Origin of the sequence: Brevundimonas vesicularis, assembly GCF_027105095.1 — a bacterium.
Lineage (GTDB): Bacteria > Pseudomonadota > Alphaproteobacteria > Caulobacterales > Caulobacteraceae > Brevundimonas > Brevundimonas vesicularis_E.
Map to the genome: position 1 here is coordinate 825139 of NZ_CP114278.1, position 17566 is coordinate 842704.

Annotated in this window: 16 protein-coding genes; 13 read left to right on the forward strand and 3 right to left on the reverse strand. The window is 65.2% G+C overall.

The window, feature by feature from the left end:
- Positions 1-88 precede the first annotated feature (88 nt).
- The gene (locus O2K97_RS04045; protein ID WP_269220548.1) at positions 89-997 is read right to left on the reverse strand and encodes an SDR family NAD(P)-dependent oxidoreductase; all 909 of its coding nucleotides are present in this window, start codon (positions 995-997) and stop codon (positions 89-91) included.
- A gap of 154 nt (positions 998-1151) precedes the next feature.
- Here O2K97_RS04045 and O2K97_RS04050 point away from each other — a divergent pair, with 154 nt between their 5' ends.
- The 7 genes from O2K97_RS04050 to aguB all read left to right on the forward strand — a co-directional run bounded on the left by O2K97_RS04050 (position 1152) and on the right by aguB (position 8928).
- A complete protein-coding gene (locus O2K97_RS04050; protein WP_269220549.1) occupies positions 1152-2306 on the forward strand; it encodes an OmpA family protein in 1155 nt (384 codons plus the stop codon).
- A gap of 48 nt (positions 2307-2354) precedes the next feature.
- Entirely contained in the window at positions 2355-2594 is a 240-nt protein-coding gene (locus O2K97_RS04055) for a hypothetical protein (RefSeq protein WP_146756766.1), read from the forward strand.
- Between the two features lie 131 nt (positions 2595-2725).
- Positions 2726-3955 carry a capsular biosynthesis protein gene (locus O2K97_RS04060; protein ID WP_269220550.1) on the forward strand — a complete coding sequence of 410 codons (1230 nt, stop codon included), beginning with the start codon at positions 2726-2728 and terminating at the stop codon, positions 3953-3955.
- Positions 3956-4127: 172 nt separating this feature from the next.
- Positions 4128-6488: a TonB-dependent receptor domain-containing protein gene (locus tag O2K97_RS04065; RefSeq protein WP_269220551.1), complete on the forward strand. Its 2361-nt coding sequence runs from the start codon at positions 4128-4130 to the stop codon at positions 6486-6488.
- A 132-nt stretch (positions 6489-6620) separates the two neighbouring features.
- The gene (locus O2K97_RS04070) at positions 6621-7640 is read left to right on the forward strand and encodes an agmatine deiminase family protein (protein ID WP_269220552.1); all 1020 of its coding nucleotides are present in this window, start codon (positions 6621-6623) and stop codon (positions 7638-7640) included.
- Positions 7637-8032, forward strand: a complete 396-nt coding sequence (locus O2K97_RS04075) for a four helix bundle protein (protein WP_269220553.1) — start codon at positions 7637-7639, stop codon at positions 8030-8032. The genes O2K97_RS04070 and O2K97_RS04075 overlap by 4 nt, the downstream gene beginning before the upstream one ends.
- Complete coding sequence (aguB, locus tag O2K97_RS04080; protein WP_269220554.1) at positions 8029-8928, forward strand: N-carbamoylputrescine amidase; 900 nt, start codon at positions 8029-8031, stop codon at positions 8926-8928. Before O2K97_RS04075 ends, aguB begins: the two co-directional genes overlap by 4 nt.
- Positions 8929-9078: 150 nt before the next feature.
- Here aguB and O2K97_RS04085 read toward each other — a convergent pair whose 3' ends face one another.
- Positions 9079-9819: an alpha/beta fold hydrolase gene (locus O2K97_RS04085; protein WP_269220555.1), complete on the reverse strand. Its 741-nt coding sequence runs from the start codon at positions 9817-9819 to the stop codon at positions 9079-9081.
- Between the two features lie 71 nt (positions 9820-9890).
- Here O2K97_RS04085 and O2K97_RS04090 point away from each other — a divergent pair, with 71 nt between their 5' ends.
- From O2K97_RS04090 to rplT, 6 genes are all read left to right on the forward strand, one after another.
- Complete coding sequence (locus O2K97_RS04090) at positions 9891-10853, forward strand: glycosyltransferase family 9 protein (protein WP_269220556.1); 963 nt, start codon at positions 9891-9893, stop codon at positions 10851-10853.
- A 125-nt stretch (positions 10854-10978) separates the two neighbouring features.
- Positions 10979-11500 carry a translation initiation factor IF-3 gene (gene infC, locus O2K97_RS04095; protein WP_055752751.1) on the forward strand — a complete coding sequence of 174 codons (522 nt, stop codon included), beginning with the start codon at positions 10979-10981 and terminating at the stop codon, positions 11498-11500.
- A 107-nt stretch (positions 11501-11607) separates the two neighbouring features.
- Positions 11608-13587: an alpha/beta hydrolase family protein gene (locus tag O2K97_RS04100; protein WP_269220557.1), complete on the forward strand. Its 1980-nt coding sequence runs from the start codon at positions 11608-11610 to the stop codon at positions 13585-13587.
- A 65-nt stretch (positions 13588-13652) separates the two neighbouring features.
- Positions 13653-14942, forward strand: a complete 1290-nt coding sequence (locus O2K97_RS04105; protein ID WP_269220558.1) for an MFS transporter — start codon at positions 13653-13655, stop codon at positions 14940-14942.
- 161 nt (positions 14943-15103) lie between these two features.
- On the forward strand, positions 15104-15301 hold the full coding sequence (gene rpmI, locus O2K97_RS04110) for a 50S ribosomal protein L35 (protein ID WP_003166435.1): 198 nt from the start codon (positions 15104-15106) through the stop codon (positions 15299-15301).
- Between the two features lie 55 nt (positions 15302-15356).
- Positions 15357-15710, forward strand: coding sequence for a 50S ribosomal protein L20 (rplT, locus tag O2K97_RS04115; RefSeq protein ID WP_017506327.1), 354 nt, complete (start codon positions 15357-15359; stop codon positions 15708-15710).
- A 239-nt stretch (positions 15711-15949) separates the two neighbouring features.
- Here rplT and O2K97_RS04120 read toward each other — a convergent pair whose 3' ends face one another.
- The gene (locus O2K97_RS04120) at positions 15950-17545 is read right to left on the reverse strand and encodes an ATP-binding protein (protein WP_269220559.1); all 1596 of its coding nucleotides are present in this window, start codon (positions 17543-17545) and stop codon (positions 15950-15952) included.
- Positions 17546-17566 lie beyond the last annotated feature (21 nt).

Here is a 17566-nt window from a genome sequence, read left to right on the forward strand (position 1 = left end):
CCTACGCGCGTTCGCGCTGGTGGAGGCCGGTTTCCTCTGAAGCGAAGTTAGGCGCCTCACGTCGCGTCAACGCAAGGCGCCTTTTTGTTCAACCGCCGTGGGCTTTTTGGGCTTTCGTCAGTTCGATCATGCCCTGGGCGGCGCCCATGTCCGGCACGATCTCGCCGCTGCGGTCCGAGATGGCGGTGAAGCGGGCGGCGACCTGTTCGGGCGCATCGTCGCCGGTGACGAAGTCGCCTTGCGTCAGTGTGACATAGGCGCGCTCGAACCCCCCGGCGCCGGCGGCCAGGATGGCGCGGCTCGGCGCATCCTTGCTGACCAGATAAAGCAGGCCGGGCGTGACCAGGGCTGGGGCCAGCGCCTCCAGCGGCAGGGCGGCGCCCAGATCCTCGGTCATACGGGTGTGGGCGGTCGGCGCCAGGCAGTTAACGCGGATGTCGTTCTTGGCCCCCTCGATCGACAGGGTCTGCATCAGGCCGACCAGCGCCATCTTGGCCGCGCCATAGTTCGACTGCCCGAAGTTGCCGTACAGGCCCGACGACGAGGTCGTCATCACGATCCGGCCGTAGTTCTGCCCGCGCATGATCTCCCACACCGCCTTGGTGCAGTTGACCGCTCCCATAAGGTGAACGTCGACGACGAAGCGGAAGTCCTCGATCTCCATCTTGGCGAAGGTCTTGTCGCGCAGTACGCCGGCGTTGTTCACCAGAATGTCGACCCGGCCCCATTTCGCCATGGCCTGATCGACCATGGCCTGGACTGCGGCAAAGTCCGTCACCGAGGCCGCGTTGGCTATGGCCTCGCCGCCGGCCGCCTCGATCTCGGCGACCACGGCCTCTGCCGCCGTCGCCGACCCGCCCGAACCGTCGCGGGCGCCGCCCAGGTCGTTTACCACCACCTTCGCCCCCCGCGCCGCCAGAGCCAGAGCGTGTTCGCGCCCCAGCCCGCCCCCGGCGCCCGTCACGATCGCCACCTGTCCGTCAAATCTGATCGTCATAATCGTTCCCTCTCGCAGACGCCCAATGTGTTGAAACGGCGCCACAGTCGACACAATCGTAGCTCAAGCGCGGAACCGCACGCCAGCCACGCCGTTCGGTCGGGTGAATGCTGTGCTATTGTGCAGCTTCGCGCATTCACACAGTGAGGAAGCTATGAAGCTCAAACTTCTCGCCTCCGTTGCCGCCGCCGGACTGTTCGCAGCTGGCGCCGCATCGGCGGAACCCAATGGTTGGTACGGCGCCATCGACGCCGGCTACCACATGATCGACGATATCAATGCTGAATCGTCCACGACCGGCGCCAACTGGAACTGGGAAGTGAACGACGGCTGGGCGGCTTTCGCTCGCCTCGGCTATCGCTTCAACCCGAACTGGCGCGTTGAACTGGAGGGCGGTTATCGCTCGGGCGACATCGGCCGCGTTCGCGCCGTGTCGGGCACGCAGGGCCTGTGCAACTTCACCCCGGCGACGGGCGGTTGCTTCTCGCCCGAAGGCGACATCGAATCCGCCACCCTGATGGCCAACGTCATCTATGACTTCGGCTTCGAGTACTGGGGCGTTCGTCCGTTCGTCGGCCTCGGCGCCGGCGTCAACCGCGTGAAGACCGACACGACCGGCGCTCTGCGCGCCAACCGCGCCGCCACCTTCACGGCTGATGACGACTCGACCAAGTTCGCCGCTCAGGCGATCGCTGGTCTGGCCTGGGCTGTGGGCGACCGCACCAACATCGACCTGACCTACCGTTACCTGACGGGCGACGCCAACTTCGCCTCGACGACGGTCGGCGCTGGTCCTGGCGCTACGCAGTTCGGCGAATGGGACGGCGACTACGATCAGTCGCACACCGTGACCCTGGGTCTGCGCTACAGCTTCGGTGCGGAAGACGCTCCGCCCCCGCCGCCTCCCCCGCCGCCCCCGCCTCCGCCGCCTCCTCCGCCCCCCCCGCCCGCTCCGGTGACGCCGCCGGCTCCGGTCGCTCGCCAGTTCGTCGTCTACTTCGACTGGGATCGCTCGGACCTGACCGCGGAAGCCCGTTCGGTGGTGACGCAGGCCGCCAACTACGCCAAGTCGGGTCGTCCGACGCGCGTCCTGATCGTCGGCTACACCGACACCTCGGGTTCGGCCGCCTATAACGTGGGTCTGTCCAACCGTCGTTCGCGCACCGTCGCGGACGCCCTGGTCGCTCAAGGCGTCAACGGCGGCGTGATCGCCCTCGACGGCAAGGGTGAAACCAACCTGGCCAAGCCGACCGCCGACGGTGTGCGTGAACCGCTCAACCGCCGCGCGACCATCGACATCAACTTCTAAGACTTTCGGGAAGTTGGTTGGGATCACCCAACCAGCGACCTGCGAAGCATGGAAGTCGTCGTCTCAAAGACATCGAGCCGTCGTCGCCTTCCGGGCGGCGGCGGCTTTGATGCTAAAAAACAACGCTCAAAGCGCCACGTTTCAAAATCTCAGAACTCTGGGCGTTTTCGATTGATCGCAAAAGGTGGTCGCGACAAAAGGGCGATGATGCCCTTTGTCGATAAACCCTTCGGTTGCACCGGCCGCGCCGAAGCGGTCTCTGTTCCGTCATTGTACCGGTGGGCGTGATGGTGGACGTGCGTTCGTCTTCTCGAGTTCTGTCGGCGCGACGTCGTCGCCGTTATCGCTTAAGGGCAGATGACGTTCGGCCCAGCGCATCTCTGCGGTTGCGTTCAGTAGCGCCTGCCCAGTCAACCGTCGTGTCTGCCTTCCCCGCAACACGGCAAGGCGGTCGACATGGCCTGTCGGGCCGTCGTTTCCTGATCGTTTCCGCCCCTTTCGGATCGTTCGGATCCGCACTGGCCTCGGTGCTCGAATCGCGCGGGGCGGTCGTCAACCGCATGATCTTCAACGCCGGCGATGCGATGAACTGGCGCAGGCCGGGCGGGTTGGTGTTCAAGGACACGGCAAAATCGTGGACCGATGATCTCGCCCGTATCGTCGCGGATTTCAGTGACATCATCGTTTTTGGCGAGGCCGGCGCCTACAACCGCGCGGTTCTGGCCGCATCGGAAAGCCTGAAGGCTCGCGTCTGGGTCTTGGAGAACGGCTATTTCCGTCCTGATTGGATCACCGTCGAACGCAACGGCGTGAACGGCTCAAGCGCGCTGCCACGCTTCCGCGACGGATATCCCGAGCCAGCGCCGCAATTGCCCGAGCCAGTCGCAGTCGGAAAAATCCTGCCGCACCATGTCGCCAATATCAGCGCCTACCATACGGTGCAGGTGGCGGGAAAAGCGTTCTTCCCAAACTATACCGCGCCCTATGTGTTCTCTCCATTGAAGCAGTGCCTGGGCCATGTTCGACGCTACGTCAGCCTGGCCTTCCGTCGACCCGAGAATTGCGACGCCGACATCATCCGGGACAGAGGTGAGTTCTTCATCGCCTGCCTGCAACGGGAGGGCGATGCGCAGCTGCTGCGCTATTCCCGATACGCCGACAATCGCGCCTTCCTGACGGCTGTCATCACCAGCTTCGCCGCAAACGCGGCGCCTGAGATGCGGCTTGTGGTCAAGAACCATCCGCTGGATCCTGGCCTGGTCAATCTTCGCGCGGTCACAATGCGGCTTGCTCAAGAGCATGGGCTGGCGGGACGTGTCGATTTCATCGACGGCGGCAATCTGGCCGCCCTGTGCCGTGCGTCGCTGGGCATGGTCGTCAACAACTCCAGCGCTGCGCTTTCTGCGCTCGGCTTCCACACGCCGGTCAAGGTTCTGGGCGACGCCTTCTTTGACTTCGAGGGGCTGACCGACCAGAAGCCGCTGGACGCTTTCTGGTGCGCGCCGGAGGCTCCCGACAGCGCCTTGTTCACGCGGTTCCGCGCGCATGTGATCGCCCAGAGCCAGGTCAACGGCAACTATCACGAGCCGCATGCGATCCTGCCGACAGCCAACGGAATTGCGGACGTCTTCGAACGGGCGGCTGACTAGCGACATCCACGCGCGGTGTGGCGCCGACACCACCCTTGGGCGCTGTCATATTGCTGTTACATAACTGTCGCCCAAGGTTTCAACATGCGCCCTAGAGGGGGCTGGATTGCGACAGGCGATGGACGTCTGCCGCCAAAAGGCCATTGGCGCCGTCCATCTGGGGATAGATGTAATGATTTCTCGCAAAAGCCTGATCTGGGCGACCACCGCCCTCGCCGGTTCGCTGGCCTTCGCCGGCGCCGCCTCCGCCCAATCGACCGGCACGGAAGCGACCGAACTGGACCAAGTCGTTGTCACCGGCCAGCGTGGACCGCGCTCGATCGACGGCGCGATCGTCGCGGAGACGGTGGCGAAGTCGCGGGCCTCGATCACCGAAGAGTACATCTCGACCCAGGCACCGGGACAGACGATCCTCAACTCGATCAATCTGCTGCCGGGCGTGAACTTCACCAACAATGACGCCTTCGGTTCTTCGGGCGGCGATCTGACGATCCGCGGCTTCGACTCGGCGCGTATCTCTCTTACGCAGGACGGCGTTCCGCTGAACGACACCGGCAACTACGCCATCTATTCCAACCAGCAGCTGGACCCGGAACTGATCAGCCGGGCGACAGTCAACCTTGGAACCACCGACGTCGATAGCCCGACCGCTTCGGCGACCGGTGGTACGGTCAACTATTCCACGCGCCGTCCTGAGCAGGAGTTCGGCGTCATCCTGCAGCCTTCGATCGGGGAGACCGGCTACCGCCGCTTCTTCGGCCTGGTCGACACCGGCGCCTTCGGCCCCTGGGGCACGACCGCCTGGTTCTCGGCTTCGAAGACCGCATATGACCACTTCATCGGCGCCGGCGGCGTCGACAAGACCCAATACAACGCGCGCATCTATCAGCCGCTCGGCGACAACGGCGACTTCCTCTCGCTGACCGCCAACTACAACGAAAACCGTAACAGCTTCATCGCTCGCAAAACGCTCGCTCAGTTTAATGCCGGGACGGCCTACGAGTCGGGCAATACGCTTCCGTCCGCTCTGACAAACATCAACCCCTCGAACACGGGCAACATCCGTGGCGCTTCGCGCTTCACTCTGCGCGACAATCTGGTCCTGACCATCGACCCGTCCTTCCAGTACGTCCTGGCGCACGGCGGCGGCACTCAGACCATGAGCGAAACCGACCCGCAACTGATCGGAAACTCCACCGCAGCCGGCGTCGATCTCAATCGCGACGGCGTGATCAATGGCGCCACGCGGGTCACCCTGTTCCGCCCCAACATCACCAACACCCACCGTTACGCTCTGACCAGCTCGCTGATCTGGGACATTAACGACGACAACCGCCTGCGCCTCGCCTACACCTACGACAATGGTCGTCACCGTCAGACGGGCCAGTTCGGATACATCGACGCTAACGGCAAGCCGGAAGATCCCTTCGCCGGCCGTAACGGCACGCCGATCAATCTGCCGGACGGCACCATTCTGCGCCGCCGCGATCGCCTGTCCTACGCCAAGCTGAACCAGATCGCCGCCGAATACCGCGGCAACTTCTTCAACGACGCGATCAGCCTGGACCTGGGCGTTCGTGCGCCCTACTTCGACCGCGAACTGACCAACTACTGCTACCAGCGCGACACCTTTAACGCCTACTGCACCACCCAGGTGGGCACGCCGGTCGCCGGAACCGACCTCGTCACGTTCCCGGCGTCGTCGATGAACAGCAGTGCGGCGAACCGCTACGGCAAGCCGCGTTCGTTCGAGAAGAAGTATGACGCGGTTCTGCCGAACGGTGGCGTGACCTGGCGCTTCGCCGACCACAACTCGGTCTATGCCAGCTACGCCGAAGGCTTCTCCGCGCCTCGTACCGACGACCTCTACGACGTGGTCGATGTGAACCCGGAACCGGAACGCACCAAGTCCTACGACCTCGGCTATCGGTACCAGACCGCGGGCTTGATCGGTTCGATCGCCGCCTGGAAGACGGATTATTCCAACCGGATCGTCCGCACCTTCGACGAAGCCGCCGGCCTGTTCCTGACCCGCAACGTGGGCGACGTGACGCTTCAAGGCTTCGACGGCCAACTGGGCTGGTCGCCGTTCGACAAGTTCAACATCACCGGCTCCGTGACCTATACGGACAGCGAAGTGAAGAACAACCTGCCTAACGGCGTGGTGAACGGGGTTCCGGTCTTCATCCAGACCGCCGGCAACCGACTGGTGGAGACGCCAGAGTGGCAATACGGCATGCGGGTCGCCTACTCGGTCGGTCCGTTCGACCTGGGCCTGCAAGGCAAATATGTTGGCGAGCGGTTCTCCAACGACATCAACACCGAAGTCGCGCCGGATTACACGACGTTTGATCTCGACGTTCGTTACAACCTGGCCAGCCTCGGCAATGGCGGTTCGTATATCCAGTTCAACGTGATCAATCTGTTCGACGAAGAATACCTCGCGGACATCTCGACCTCGACCACCGGTTCGGCCAGCTATCAGCTGGGCGCCCCCCGCACGGCGATGGTCACCCTGCGCGCTTCCTTCTAAGGCTTAGCCAGACTGAAACGACGAAGGGCGGTCCGTTCGCGGGCCGCCCTTTTTCGTGGCCGACGTTGAAGTCGGGGGCGCTTGGGGCCATATGGCGCGGCTCCGAGTTCGGCCCTTCTTGAGGACGCCCGCATGACCGATCCGACTGCTGCCGCCATCCCCGCAGAATGGGCGCCGCACCGCGCCATGTGGGTGGGTTGGCCCAGCCATGCGGAATATTGGTTCGAGGCGCTGGAACAGGCGCAGGACGAGGTCGAAGGGCTGGTTCGAGCGCTGGCGGGACCGGGTCGCGAGCAGGTCAAGCTGATGGTCGGCAAGGCCGAGGCTCTGGCCGACGCCCAGGCGCGCTTTGCGGGCGTGGAAAATGTCGAGGTCGTGGCGGGCGAGTTCGGCGACGTCTGGCTGCGCGACACCGGGCCGATCTTCGGCGCGGGATCCAAAACGGCGGCGGCGTTCAAGTTCAACGGCTGGGGCGGGAAATACGACATGCCGGGCGACGATCTGGTCGCGGGCCAGATCGGCCGACATGCCGGCGTGCCCCTCACCTGGAACGACTTTGTCATGGAGGGCGGGTCGCTCGATCACGACGGGGAGGGGACCGTCCTGACCACGCGCCAATGCCTGCTGAACCCGAACCGCAATCCCGCCTGGAACCAGGATGAAGCCGTCGCGGCGGCGGCGCTGGAGAAGGCGGTCGGCGCCAAGGTGGTGGTGTGGCTGAGCGACGGTTTGCTGAACGATCACACCGATGGGCACGTCGATAATCTGGCGCGGTTCGTCGCGCCCGGCGTCGTCGCCTGTCCCGTCGCCTGGGGGACGAACGACGTCAACGCCGACGTTTATGACGCGACGGCGCGCGATCTGGCCGCCGTGACCGATGCGGCGGGCCGTCGGCTGAAGGTCGTGCGCATCCCGTCGCCGGGCCTGGTGCTGGACGAGGACGAACGCCCGATTCCGGCCAGCCACATGAACTTCCTGATCGCCAACGGCGCGGTGATCGTTCCCACCTATGGCGATATGCGCGCCGCCGACATGGCGTGTCAGGCGTTGAAGGACGCCTTCCCCGATCGCGAGATCATTCCGCTGCCGTCCAACGCCATCCTGACCGGCGGCGGCTCATTCCACTGCATCTCCCAGCAGGAGCCGCAATGAGTGGCGAGTGGCGAGCGGCGAGTGGCGAGGTCCGCCACTACCGTGATCTGCTCGTCTGGCAGAAAGCCCTGACCTGGGTTGAGCTTGTTTATGAGGAAAGCCGCATTTGGCCATCCGACGAGCGGTTCGGCCTGATCAGTCCGGTCAGGCGCGCTGCCGTGTCCGTACCTTCCAACATTGCCGAAGGTTGCGCGCGTCGCAGCACGCCTGATTTTCTGCGCTTCCTTTCCATCGCCCGCGGCCCTCTGGCCGAGGTGGAAACCCAACTCATCCTTGCCCAGAGGTTGGCCTATATCGAGGAGGCCGCGCTCACGCGATTGCTCGAAGCCGCCGACGAAATCAGCCGTATGCTTTCCGGCCTCATCTCCAAGCTCGAGGAGCGCACGAAATGACTTCCCTCGCCACTCGCCACTCGTCACTCGCCACTCCGAGAACCATCACCGTCGCCGGCATCCAGACCTCGTATGGCGAGGACATGCAGGCGAACATCGACAAGACCATCGCCTTCGTGCGCGAGGCGGCGGGGCGGGGCGCGCAGGTGATCCTGCCGTCGGAGCTGTTCCAGGGGCCGTATTTCTGCGTCTCGCAGGAAGAGCACTGGTTCACCCAGGCCTATGAGTGGCGCGAACACCCGTGCGTCACGGCCATGGCGCCGGTCGCCAAGGAGCTGGGCGTGGCCATTCCCGTCTCGATCTTCGAGAAGGACGGGCCGCAGTATTACAACTCGCTGGTCATGCTGGACGCCGACGGCGAGGCCTTGGGCGTCTATCGCAAGAGCCATATCCCCGACGGCCCCGGCTATCAGGAGAAATACTATTTCCGGCCGGGCGACACCGGCTTCAAGGTGTGGAAGACGCGCTTCGGCAAGGTCGGGGTCGGCATCTGCTGGGACCAGTGGTTCCCGGAAGCGGCGCGGGCGATGATGCTGATGGGCGCCGATGTGCTTATGTATCCGACCGCCATTGGCACCGAGCCGCACGATGCGACCCTGCATACGGCCGAGCCGTGGCGGCGCGCCATGCAGGGACACGCGGTGTCGAACGCCGTGCCGGTCGTGGGCGCCAACCGGATCGGCCATGAGCGCGTGACCGAGGTCGGCCAGACCTTCTACGGCCATTCCTTCATCGCCGACCAGCAGGGCGAACTGGTCGAGCAACTGGGCGCCGAGGAGGAGGGGGTGCTGGTGCACCGCTTCGACCTGGACGAGCTGGACAAATACCGCGCGGCCTGGGGCTTCTTCCGCGATCGACGGACGGATCTGTACGGGGCGCTGACGGGCGCCCGCTGACACAATCCTCCCCTGCATCAGCGGGGGAGGGGGACCATGCGCAGCATGGTGGAGGGGGCGGGGCGTGCAGGGTGCTAGCCGTTCGACACCGAACACGCGGCCGCCCCCTCCACCGCTTTGCGGTCCCCCTCCCCGTGAACGGGGGAGGATCTAGGTTCGCATCGCCTCGACCGCCGCGACCAGTCGGTCTAGGTCCGCCGGCGACGAAAGCCGGTGATCGCCGCCCTCGATCAGGTCCAGGCGCACGTCGCCGCCCGTCAGCCGTTCGATCAGTTCGACCTGATGGCGCCACGGCACGACGTCGTCGGCGCGGCCTTGCAGGACATGAACCGGGGCGGCGACGTCGATCGCGCCGTCCAGCAGCAGCCAATCGCGCGCCTCTTCGAACATGCGCCGCGTCAGGACATATTCGCCCAGACCCTCCTCGACGATCAGGGTTTCGCCCTCGCGCAGGATGGCCTGACGCTCGTGGTCCGCCAGGCCGGGCCACATCAGCCGTTCGGTAAAGTCCTGGGCCGGATTGACCAGGACCAGCCCCTTGATCCGGTTCGGCCGCGCCAGGGTCGCCAGCAGCGAGACCCAGCCGCCCATCGAGGAGCCGACCGGAATGACCGGGCCGGACAGGCTGTCGATCAGGGCGACGGCGTCCTCGCGCCAGCGGCCGATGGTGGCTTGTCTCCAGTCGCCGGTGGACTGGCCATGGGCGAAGTGGTCGTAGCGGACGAAGTTCCAGCCGCGTTCGCGCGCGGCGACGTCCAAGGCCAGGGCCTTGGTGCCTTCCATGTCCGAGCGGAAGCCGCCGACCCAGATCACGGTCGGGCCGTCGCCTTCGACGCGTTTGAAGGCCAGGGTTTCGCCATCGGGGCGGGACAGGTGTTGGATGTCGGTCATGGCGCCGTTCTGCCCGGACTTTCCGCCGTCGTCACCCTTGACCGCGACGCGCGATGGCGGAACACAGACCCATGCCCGCACCCCAGGTCCTGTTCGTCACCTCCAACCGCATCGGCGACTGCGTCATCTCGTCGGGCGTGATCCGCGAGATCGCGCGTCAGGTCCCGGGGGCCGAGATCACCGTCGCGTGCGGTCGGCCGCCTGCGCCCTTCTTCCGCAACGCGCCCGGCGTGGTGCGCACCATCGTGCTGGACAAGAAGAAGCTGTCTGGCCACTGGCTCGATCTGTGGAAACAGGTCGTCGGCACGCGCTGGGATCTGGTGATCGACATCCGGGGTTCGGCGCTCAGCTATCTGATCCCGGCGAAGCGGCGCATCGTCTATAACCGCTCGTGGGAGACGGGCCTGCGCAAGGTCGAGATGGTGTCGCGGCTGATGGGTTCGCCGACGCCGCTGGATCCCGAAATCTTCCTGGACGATCAGGCGCGGGCCGAGGCCGCCGCCGTGATCGATCCGCAGCTGGCGGGCGGCGCGGGTCCCGGCCCGATAATCGCCCTGGCCCCCATCGCGCATCAGCCGGGCAAGAGCTGGCCCGCCGATCGCTGGGGCGCGCTGGTCGAGAAGCTGAAAGCCGAGCCGCGCTTCGACGGCTGGCGCTTCATGCCGGTGGGCGGGCCGGGTGACCGGCCCCCGGCGACCCCGGCTTTGGAGGCGGCGGGGCCGCGCGGCATCGATTTCGTCGGCAAGGGCGACATCCTGGCCTCGGCCGCCGCCATCGATCGGGCCGATCTGTTCGTCGGCAACGATTCGGGTCTGATGCACGTGTCGGCGGCGCTGGGCCGGCCGACCCTGGGTCTGTTCGGTCCGACCGAGTGGTGGCTGTACGGTCCCTGGGGACCCAAGACGCGCACGGCGGCGTCCAACGAGACGCGCGGCCAGTTCGCGCCGATCGAGGACCTGACGGTGGATCACGTCTTCGACGCGGTGCTGGCGCTGCATGACGCGTACATCTTCGAAACGCCTGCGAACCCTTGAAAAATCGGGGCTCGCGGCGCATATTGCCGGCCTTGAGGGGAACGTGGCGATCGCCGCGTGCATTCGCTCATCACGACACACGCCTTCTCTGACCACATAAGGAAACGACGCCCATTCGCCGTCCCATGCAAGCGCCACCCGTGAAAGACGGGCCGCGTATGAACCAGGATATCCGCGCCCCTCGCGTTCTGCTCATCGACCAGAACGGCGAAAAACAGGGCGTCATGCCCACCTCCGCTGCTCTGGAAGCCGCCGAGGAAGCCGGGATGGACCTGGTCGAGATCGTCTCCACCTCCGAGCCGCCGGTGGCCAAGATCCTCGATTACGGCAAGCACCGTTTCCAGGAACAGAAGAAGAAGGCCGAGCAGCGCAAGCGCCAGAAGGTCGTCGAGCTGAAGGAGATCAAACTCCGTCCGAACATCGACACCCACGACTATGAGGTGAAGGCCAAGGCCATGCACCGCTTCTTCGAGGAAGGCGACAAGGTCAAGGTCACCCTGCGCTTCCGCGGTCGTGAAATGGCCCACCCCGAACTGGGCATGAAGCTGCTGAACAAGGTCCAGGCCGACTTCGACGAAGTCGCCAAGGTCGAGTTCTCGCCCAAGATGGAAGGCCGCCAGATGATCATGATCCTGGCCCCGCGCTAAAGCTTCTTCATCTTGTGAGTCTGACGCCCGCGCCTCCTGGTTGCGGGCGTCATACGTTTGAATAACAGTGTCCCCTCTGGATCTTTCGATTCGAGGATGGGGCTGCTGTGAATCTGTCAAAATCAACGCTTTGGGCTTTTGTCAGCGTGCTGGCCTTGGGCTGTGTTCCAGCCCAGGCGCAGGATGTGCCCGCCGTCTCGCAGGCGTCGGCCTCCGCGCCGGCGAAACCCGCTGCCTTGGATTTGTACGGCCGGCTCCCGGCGTTTTCCAGCCCGCGGTTGTCGCCCGACGGCACGAAACTGGCGCATTTGGTGAATGTCGGAACTGGGCAGGCCCTGGTCATCATCGACCTGTCAAACCTTCAAGTGATTGGCGGGCTTCGTTCGATCGAAAACAAGGTGCGTGGCCTGTCGTGGGTGGGCAACGACTACCTGCTGATTTCCACATCCACCGCCGCCTCATTGCCGTTCGCTGCTGGCAAGGGCGAATACACGCAGGGCCTCATCTATACGCTTGCGACGCGCTCGGTTCAGACCGTTTTCGCCCGCAATCCGGAGCTGGCTCGAATCATGATCAGCGGCGCGATTATCCGTGATACGCCGACTGGCCCGGCCATCTATTCGCAAGCCTTTGATGCGCGCGATGGAACGGCTGATCTCTACCGCGTCGATCCCGCCACCAATCGCGCCACTCAGATCGCCCGCGGCCGCAATGTCGGCAACTATCTCCTAGACAGCGCCGGCGAACCGATCGCGCGCTCCACCTATTACGCCGAAACCGGCACATGGAGCGTCGATGTCAAGCGAGATGGAGGATGGCCTCGAGTCTGGTCGATGACCGCCTTGCTTGATCAGCCTTCGTTGATTGGTTTTGGCGCTTCGACAAAGTCGGTCATCGTTCAGGCCAAACTCGAAGGAGACGACGAACCCAAGTATCGCGAGCTCTCACTCGAAACCGGCCAGTGGACGGATCTCGCTTTCGACACTCAACCGGACAGCCTGATCTATCATCCCGTCACGAAGTTGTTGATCGGCACGGTCAGAACCAGCGACGAGGGACCTGTCTACGACATCACTGACCCTGCGGCGGCGCGGACTTGGCGCGCGGTCAGGACCGCGTTCAAGGATCGTCATCCGTCGATTCAGAGCTGGGCGGCGAACATGAGATCGCTGATCGTCGAGACGGACGGAAACGGCGATCCCGGCACGTACAACCTCGTGGATCTGGATCGGGGCGTCGCGGAAATCGTGGGCCAATCCTATCCCGACATCGCGGCCAACCAGGTCGGAGAGATACGATCCGTCTCCTACACGGCGGCCGACGGCATGACGATTCCCGGATATCTGACCCTGCCGCCGGGTGTTGGGGAGCCTCGTAATCTGCCGCTCGTGGTGCTGCCGCACGGCGGCCCTGCCGCGCGCGATACCTTCGGGTTCGACTGGTGGGCGCAAGCGCTTGCCGCTCAGGGCTATGTGGTGCTGCAGCCGAATTTTCGGGGATCGGACGGCTTGGGTGAAGCTCATCTGAGCGCCGGCTACGGTCAGTGGGGTCGCAAGATGCAGACCGACCTGTCAGACGGCGTACGCTGGTTGGCGTCGCAAGGCATGATCGATCCCAAGCGGGTGTGTATCGTCGGCGCCAGCTACGGGGGGTACGCCGCCATGGCCGGTCCGACTCTGGACACGGGCATCTACCGTTGCGCCGTGGCTGTGGCGGGCGTTTCCGACCTCAATGAGATGATCCGTTGGTCGGGGGGCGGCTCACGGGGACGCGAGAGCCCGGTTGTTCGATATTGGATGCGTTTCATGGGCGCGGAGAAGCTTGGCGATCCGGCGCTCGACGCCTTGTCGCCAGCACTGATGGCTGACCGCGCCGATGCGCCGATGTTGCTGATTCACGGTCGAGATGACACGGTCGTGCCCTACGACCAGTCTGTCCGACTTTACAATGCTCTACGCAGAGCCGGAAAGCCCGTTGAACTCGTTCCGCTCGATGATGAGGACCACTGGCTGTCGACCGCCGCCACGCGACAGCGGATGCTCGATGAGACCGTGAGATTCTTGAAGGCGAACAACCCGGTCGACTGATCTGCGGGCGGCCGCGTTCGATGATGGCGCTTCTCCGTCGTCGAACGCCGAGCTAAGCCTGCGGCATGACCACGCCCCGGACGACCCCGCCAAAGCTCAAGACGCCGGCGTTGGCCGTGCTGTTTGCGACGGTGTTCATCAATCTGGTCGGGTTCGGGCTGGTGGTGCCGTTGCTGCCGTTCTTCGCCCAGAGCCTGAAGGCCGAGGCGTGGCAGATCACGCTGATGTTCTCGGCCTATTCGCTGGGTCAGTTCTTCGCCGAACCGTTCTGGGGGCGGCTGTCGGACCGGATCGGGCGAAAGCCCGTGCTGTTGATGACCCTGATCGCCAATGCGCTGGGCTATCTGATGCTGGCCTTCGCGCCCAACGTCTGGCTGGCGATCGCGGTCAGGCTGTTCACCGGCCTGGGCGCGGGCAATATCTCGACGGTTCAGGGGTATGTGGCCGATGTTACCCCGCCCGAGCAGCGGGCCGGGCGGATGGGTCTGATCGGGGCGGCGTTCGGCCTGGGCTTCATCGTCGGACCGGGCTTGGGCGGATTGCTGACCCAGCCGCAGCTGGGACGGCTGGGCTATCAACTGCCGATCTTCCTGGCGGCGGCGTTGGCGGCGGTCGCGGCGGTGGGCGTCGTCGTCTTCCTGCGCGAAAGCCGGGCCAAGGCCGATCCCGCCGCGCCGCGTCCGGCCTTCCTGGCGGGGCTGAAGGATGCGCGCGACAACGCCGTGGTGTCGCGCGTCCTGGTCGTGACCCTGATCTATATGGCCGGGTTTTCGGCGATGGAGAGCGTGTTCGGCCTGTGGTCCGAAAGCCGCTATCAATGGGGCGCTCGCGAAGTGGGGCTCAGCTTCATGATCGTGGGCATCGTCTCGACGCTGAACCAGGGGTTCTTCGCCGGGCGGCTGGCGCGGCGGTTCGGCGAATCGCGCGTGCTGGCCACCGGCATGCTGTTGTTTGGAACCTCGCTGGTGTTGCAGGTGCTGGCGCCGGTCGCCTGGTTTCCCGCGACGCGGCTTGAGCTGGGCGCCCTGACGATCCCGGTCGTCCAGGGCTGGATCATTCCGATCGTGATGGCGATCGGCGCGTGCGGAATGTCGCTGGCCATGCCCAACATCTCGGCGATGATCAGCCGCGCCTCGCCGCCCGATCGGCAGGGGGCCATGCTGGGCCTGAACATGGCCTCCAGCTCGGTGGCGCGCATCTTCGGGCCGATGATTGCGGGCGCGCTATTCTCAGGGCTGGGGCATGACTGGCCCTTCGTGATCGGGGCGCTGCTGACCATCCCGGCGGCCCTGATGGCGATCAACGCCGGACGCGTCATTCGCAGCAGTGAGGGCGGCGTCAAAGCCCCGGCCTGACTCGTCTTGCAATGACGGCGCTCTTCACGTAGAAGCCGCGCCTTCGCGTACCGAACCGCCAGGCGAACAGGCATGCCTGGGCGGTTCTTAAACTCTGGAGAGATACCTCCCACGGGCTCAAGCAGTCCAAAGGACGGTGGCCCTCCAAAAAGGAGACTGAAATGCCGAAACTGAAGACGAAGTCGGGCGCCAAGAAGCGCTTCAAATTCACGGCCACTGGCAAGGTTAAGGCCGGCGTTGCGGGCAAGCGTCACCGCTTGATCAGCCACAACTCGAAATACATCCGCCAGAACCGCGGCACCTCGGTCATGGCCGACGCCGACGCCAAGAAGATCAAATCCTACATGCCGTACGCCTGATCGGCGCGCGCTGTACGACTGATCTCCATCCCAAAGAATTTGAAGGAATAGCGACATGGCTCGCGTTAAACGTGGCGTAACCTCGCACGCCAAGCACAAGAAGGTTCTGGAGCAGGCCAAGGGCTTCTCCGGCCGCCGCAAGAATACCATCCGTACGGCCAAGGCCGCCGTCGACCGCGCCGGGCAATACGCCTATCGCGACCGTCGCGCCAAGAAGCGCAACTTCCGCGCCCTGTGGATCCAGCGCATCAACGCCGCCGCCCGTCTGGAAGGCTTCACCTACAGCCAGTTCATCAACGGCCTGAACAAGGCCGGCATCGAACTGGACCGCAAGGTTCTGGCCGCGATCGCCGCTGACGCGACCGGCTTCAAGGCCGTCGCCGACAAGGTCCGCGCCGCCCTGGCTTAAGGGCCGCGCTCAAGCCGCGAGCGATCGCGTCGCGAGCGTAGCGCAACAAGAATGACGCCCGCTCCGGTTTCCGGGGCGGGCGTTCTTCGTTTTGAGCGTCGCTTTTCAGCGTCATTCCGGGGCTGAGCGGAGCGAGGAACCCGGAAGCCAGGGGCTGTCGCGCTGTTGGACGCGTGGGGCGTGGGAAATGATCTCCTGGGTTCCGGGTTCGTCCTGCGGACGCCCCGGAATGACGACGCTTAAGCGGCCTGTTGCGCCGGTGTGGTTTCGACAACGCTCATGATCTGCCGGATGGCGTTCAGCAGGGCGTCGGGCTGGATCGGCTTTTGCGCCACCCCGTTCATGCCGGCGGCGATATAGTCCAGCTCGTCGCGCTCGTCGGCGTTCGCCGTCAGGGCCAGGATCGGCAGGGCGTGGGCCGGGCCCGGCAGGGCGCGGATGGCCCGAGTCGCGGCGACCCCGTCCATCACCGGCATCTTGATGTCCATCAGGGCCAGGTCGAACGGACGCGCGCTGACGGCGTCCACCGCCTCGCGCCCGTTCTCGGCCATCTCGCAGGTGCAGCCGAACATCTCCAGCAGCTTGCCCGCGACGAAGCGGTTGGTGGCGTTGTCGTCCACAACCAGCACATGCAGGGTGTCGTGCGGGGTCGGCTCGGCCATCACCGGAGCGGGCGCCGCGCTCTCGGTCGCGACGCGCAGCGGCAGGCGCACCTGAAAGCGCGCGCCGCTCTGCGGCGAGGCGCCCAGCGAGATCGCGCCGCCCATCCGTTCGGCGATCTGTCGGCAGATGGCCAGGCCCAGGCCCGCGCCCGCGCCCTCGCGCCCGGCCTTGCCGGTGTTGAAGGGATCAAAGATGGTCGCGGCCGCCGCCTCGGGCACGCCGGGACCGCTGTCGTCCACGGTGAAGATCACCTCGCCGTCGGATCGGCTCTCGATCAGGGCGACGACCTCGCCCGTCCGGGTGAACTTCAGCGCATTGCCGATCAGGTTGTTCAGCAGCTGCTTCAGCCGCATCCCGTCAGCCTGAACGCAAGCAACGGCCAGGTCGGTGCGGATGGTCAGACCGAGGGACTTTTCATCGGCCCGCGCGCGCCATAGGGCGTCGATGTCGAAGGCGACTGCCGACAGGTCCAGCGGCTCCTCCTCCAGTGTCAGCATGCCGGCCGAGGCGCGGGACATATCCAGCGCGTCGGTCAGGAGCCGCAGCAGGCTCTGGCCTGAATCGATGACGGTGCGGACATAGGGGCGCAGTTCTTCCTGCGTCAGCTTCTTGTCCATCAGGGCCGCGACGCCCAGCACGCCGTTCAGGGGCGTGCGGATCTCGTGGCTCATCACCGCCAGGAACTCGGACTTGGCCCGGCTGGAGGCGACGGCTTCGGCCTCGGCCAGCGCCAGATCGCGGGCCAGGGCGCTCATCTCCTCGGCCCGCTGGCGGTGCAGGGCCGCGCCGGCCTGCACCACCTGCAGCGCCGTGCCGACGCCGACGTAGCGGCCGCCCGCCACCACGATGAAGCCCGTCAGCAAGGCGCCCAGTTCCGCCGCGTCGTAGGCGTGGAAGAAGGCCTCGGCGCTGGTCGCCGCCTCCGCCACCGGCGCATTGCGGTCCATCAGGCTTTCGGCGGGCTTTCGGGCATAAAGGGCGCGTCCGAACTCGGCCGCCATCCTCAGGGTGAAGGCGTTACGTTCGATGATGCCGAGGGGGCGGCCATCGTCATCGACGACAGCCAGGGCCAGGGTGTTCGGCTCGGTCTGAAACCGTTCGAACACATCGGCGCCCGGCGTGGACGGGGCCACGGGCGCGATCAAGTCGACGAAATCACCGATCAGCGGCATCAGGGTCCTCGCAAGTCCGAG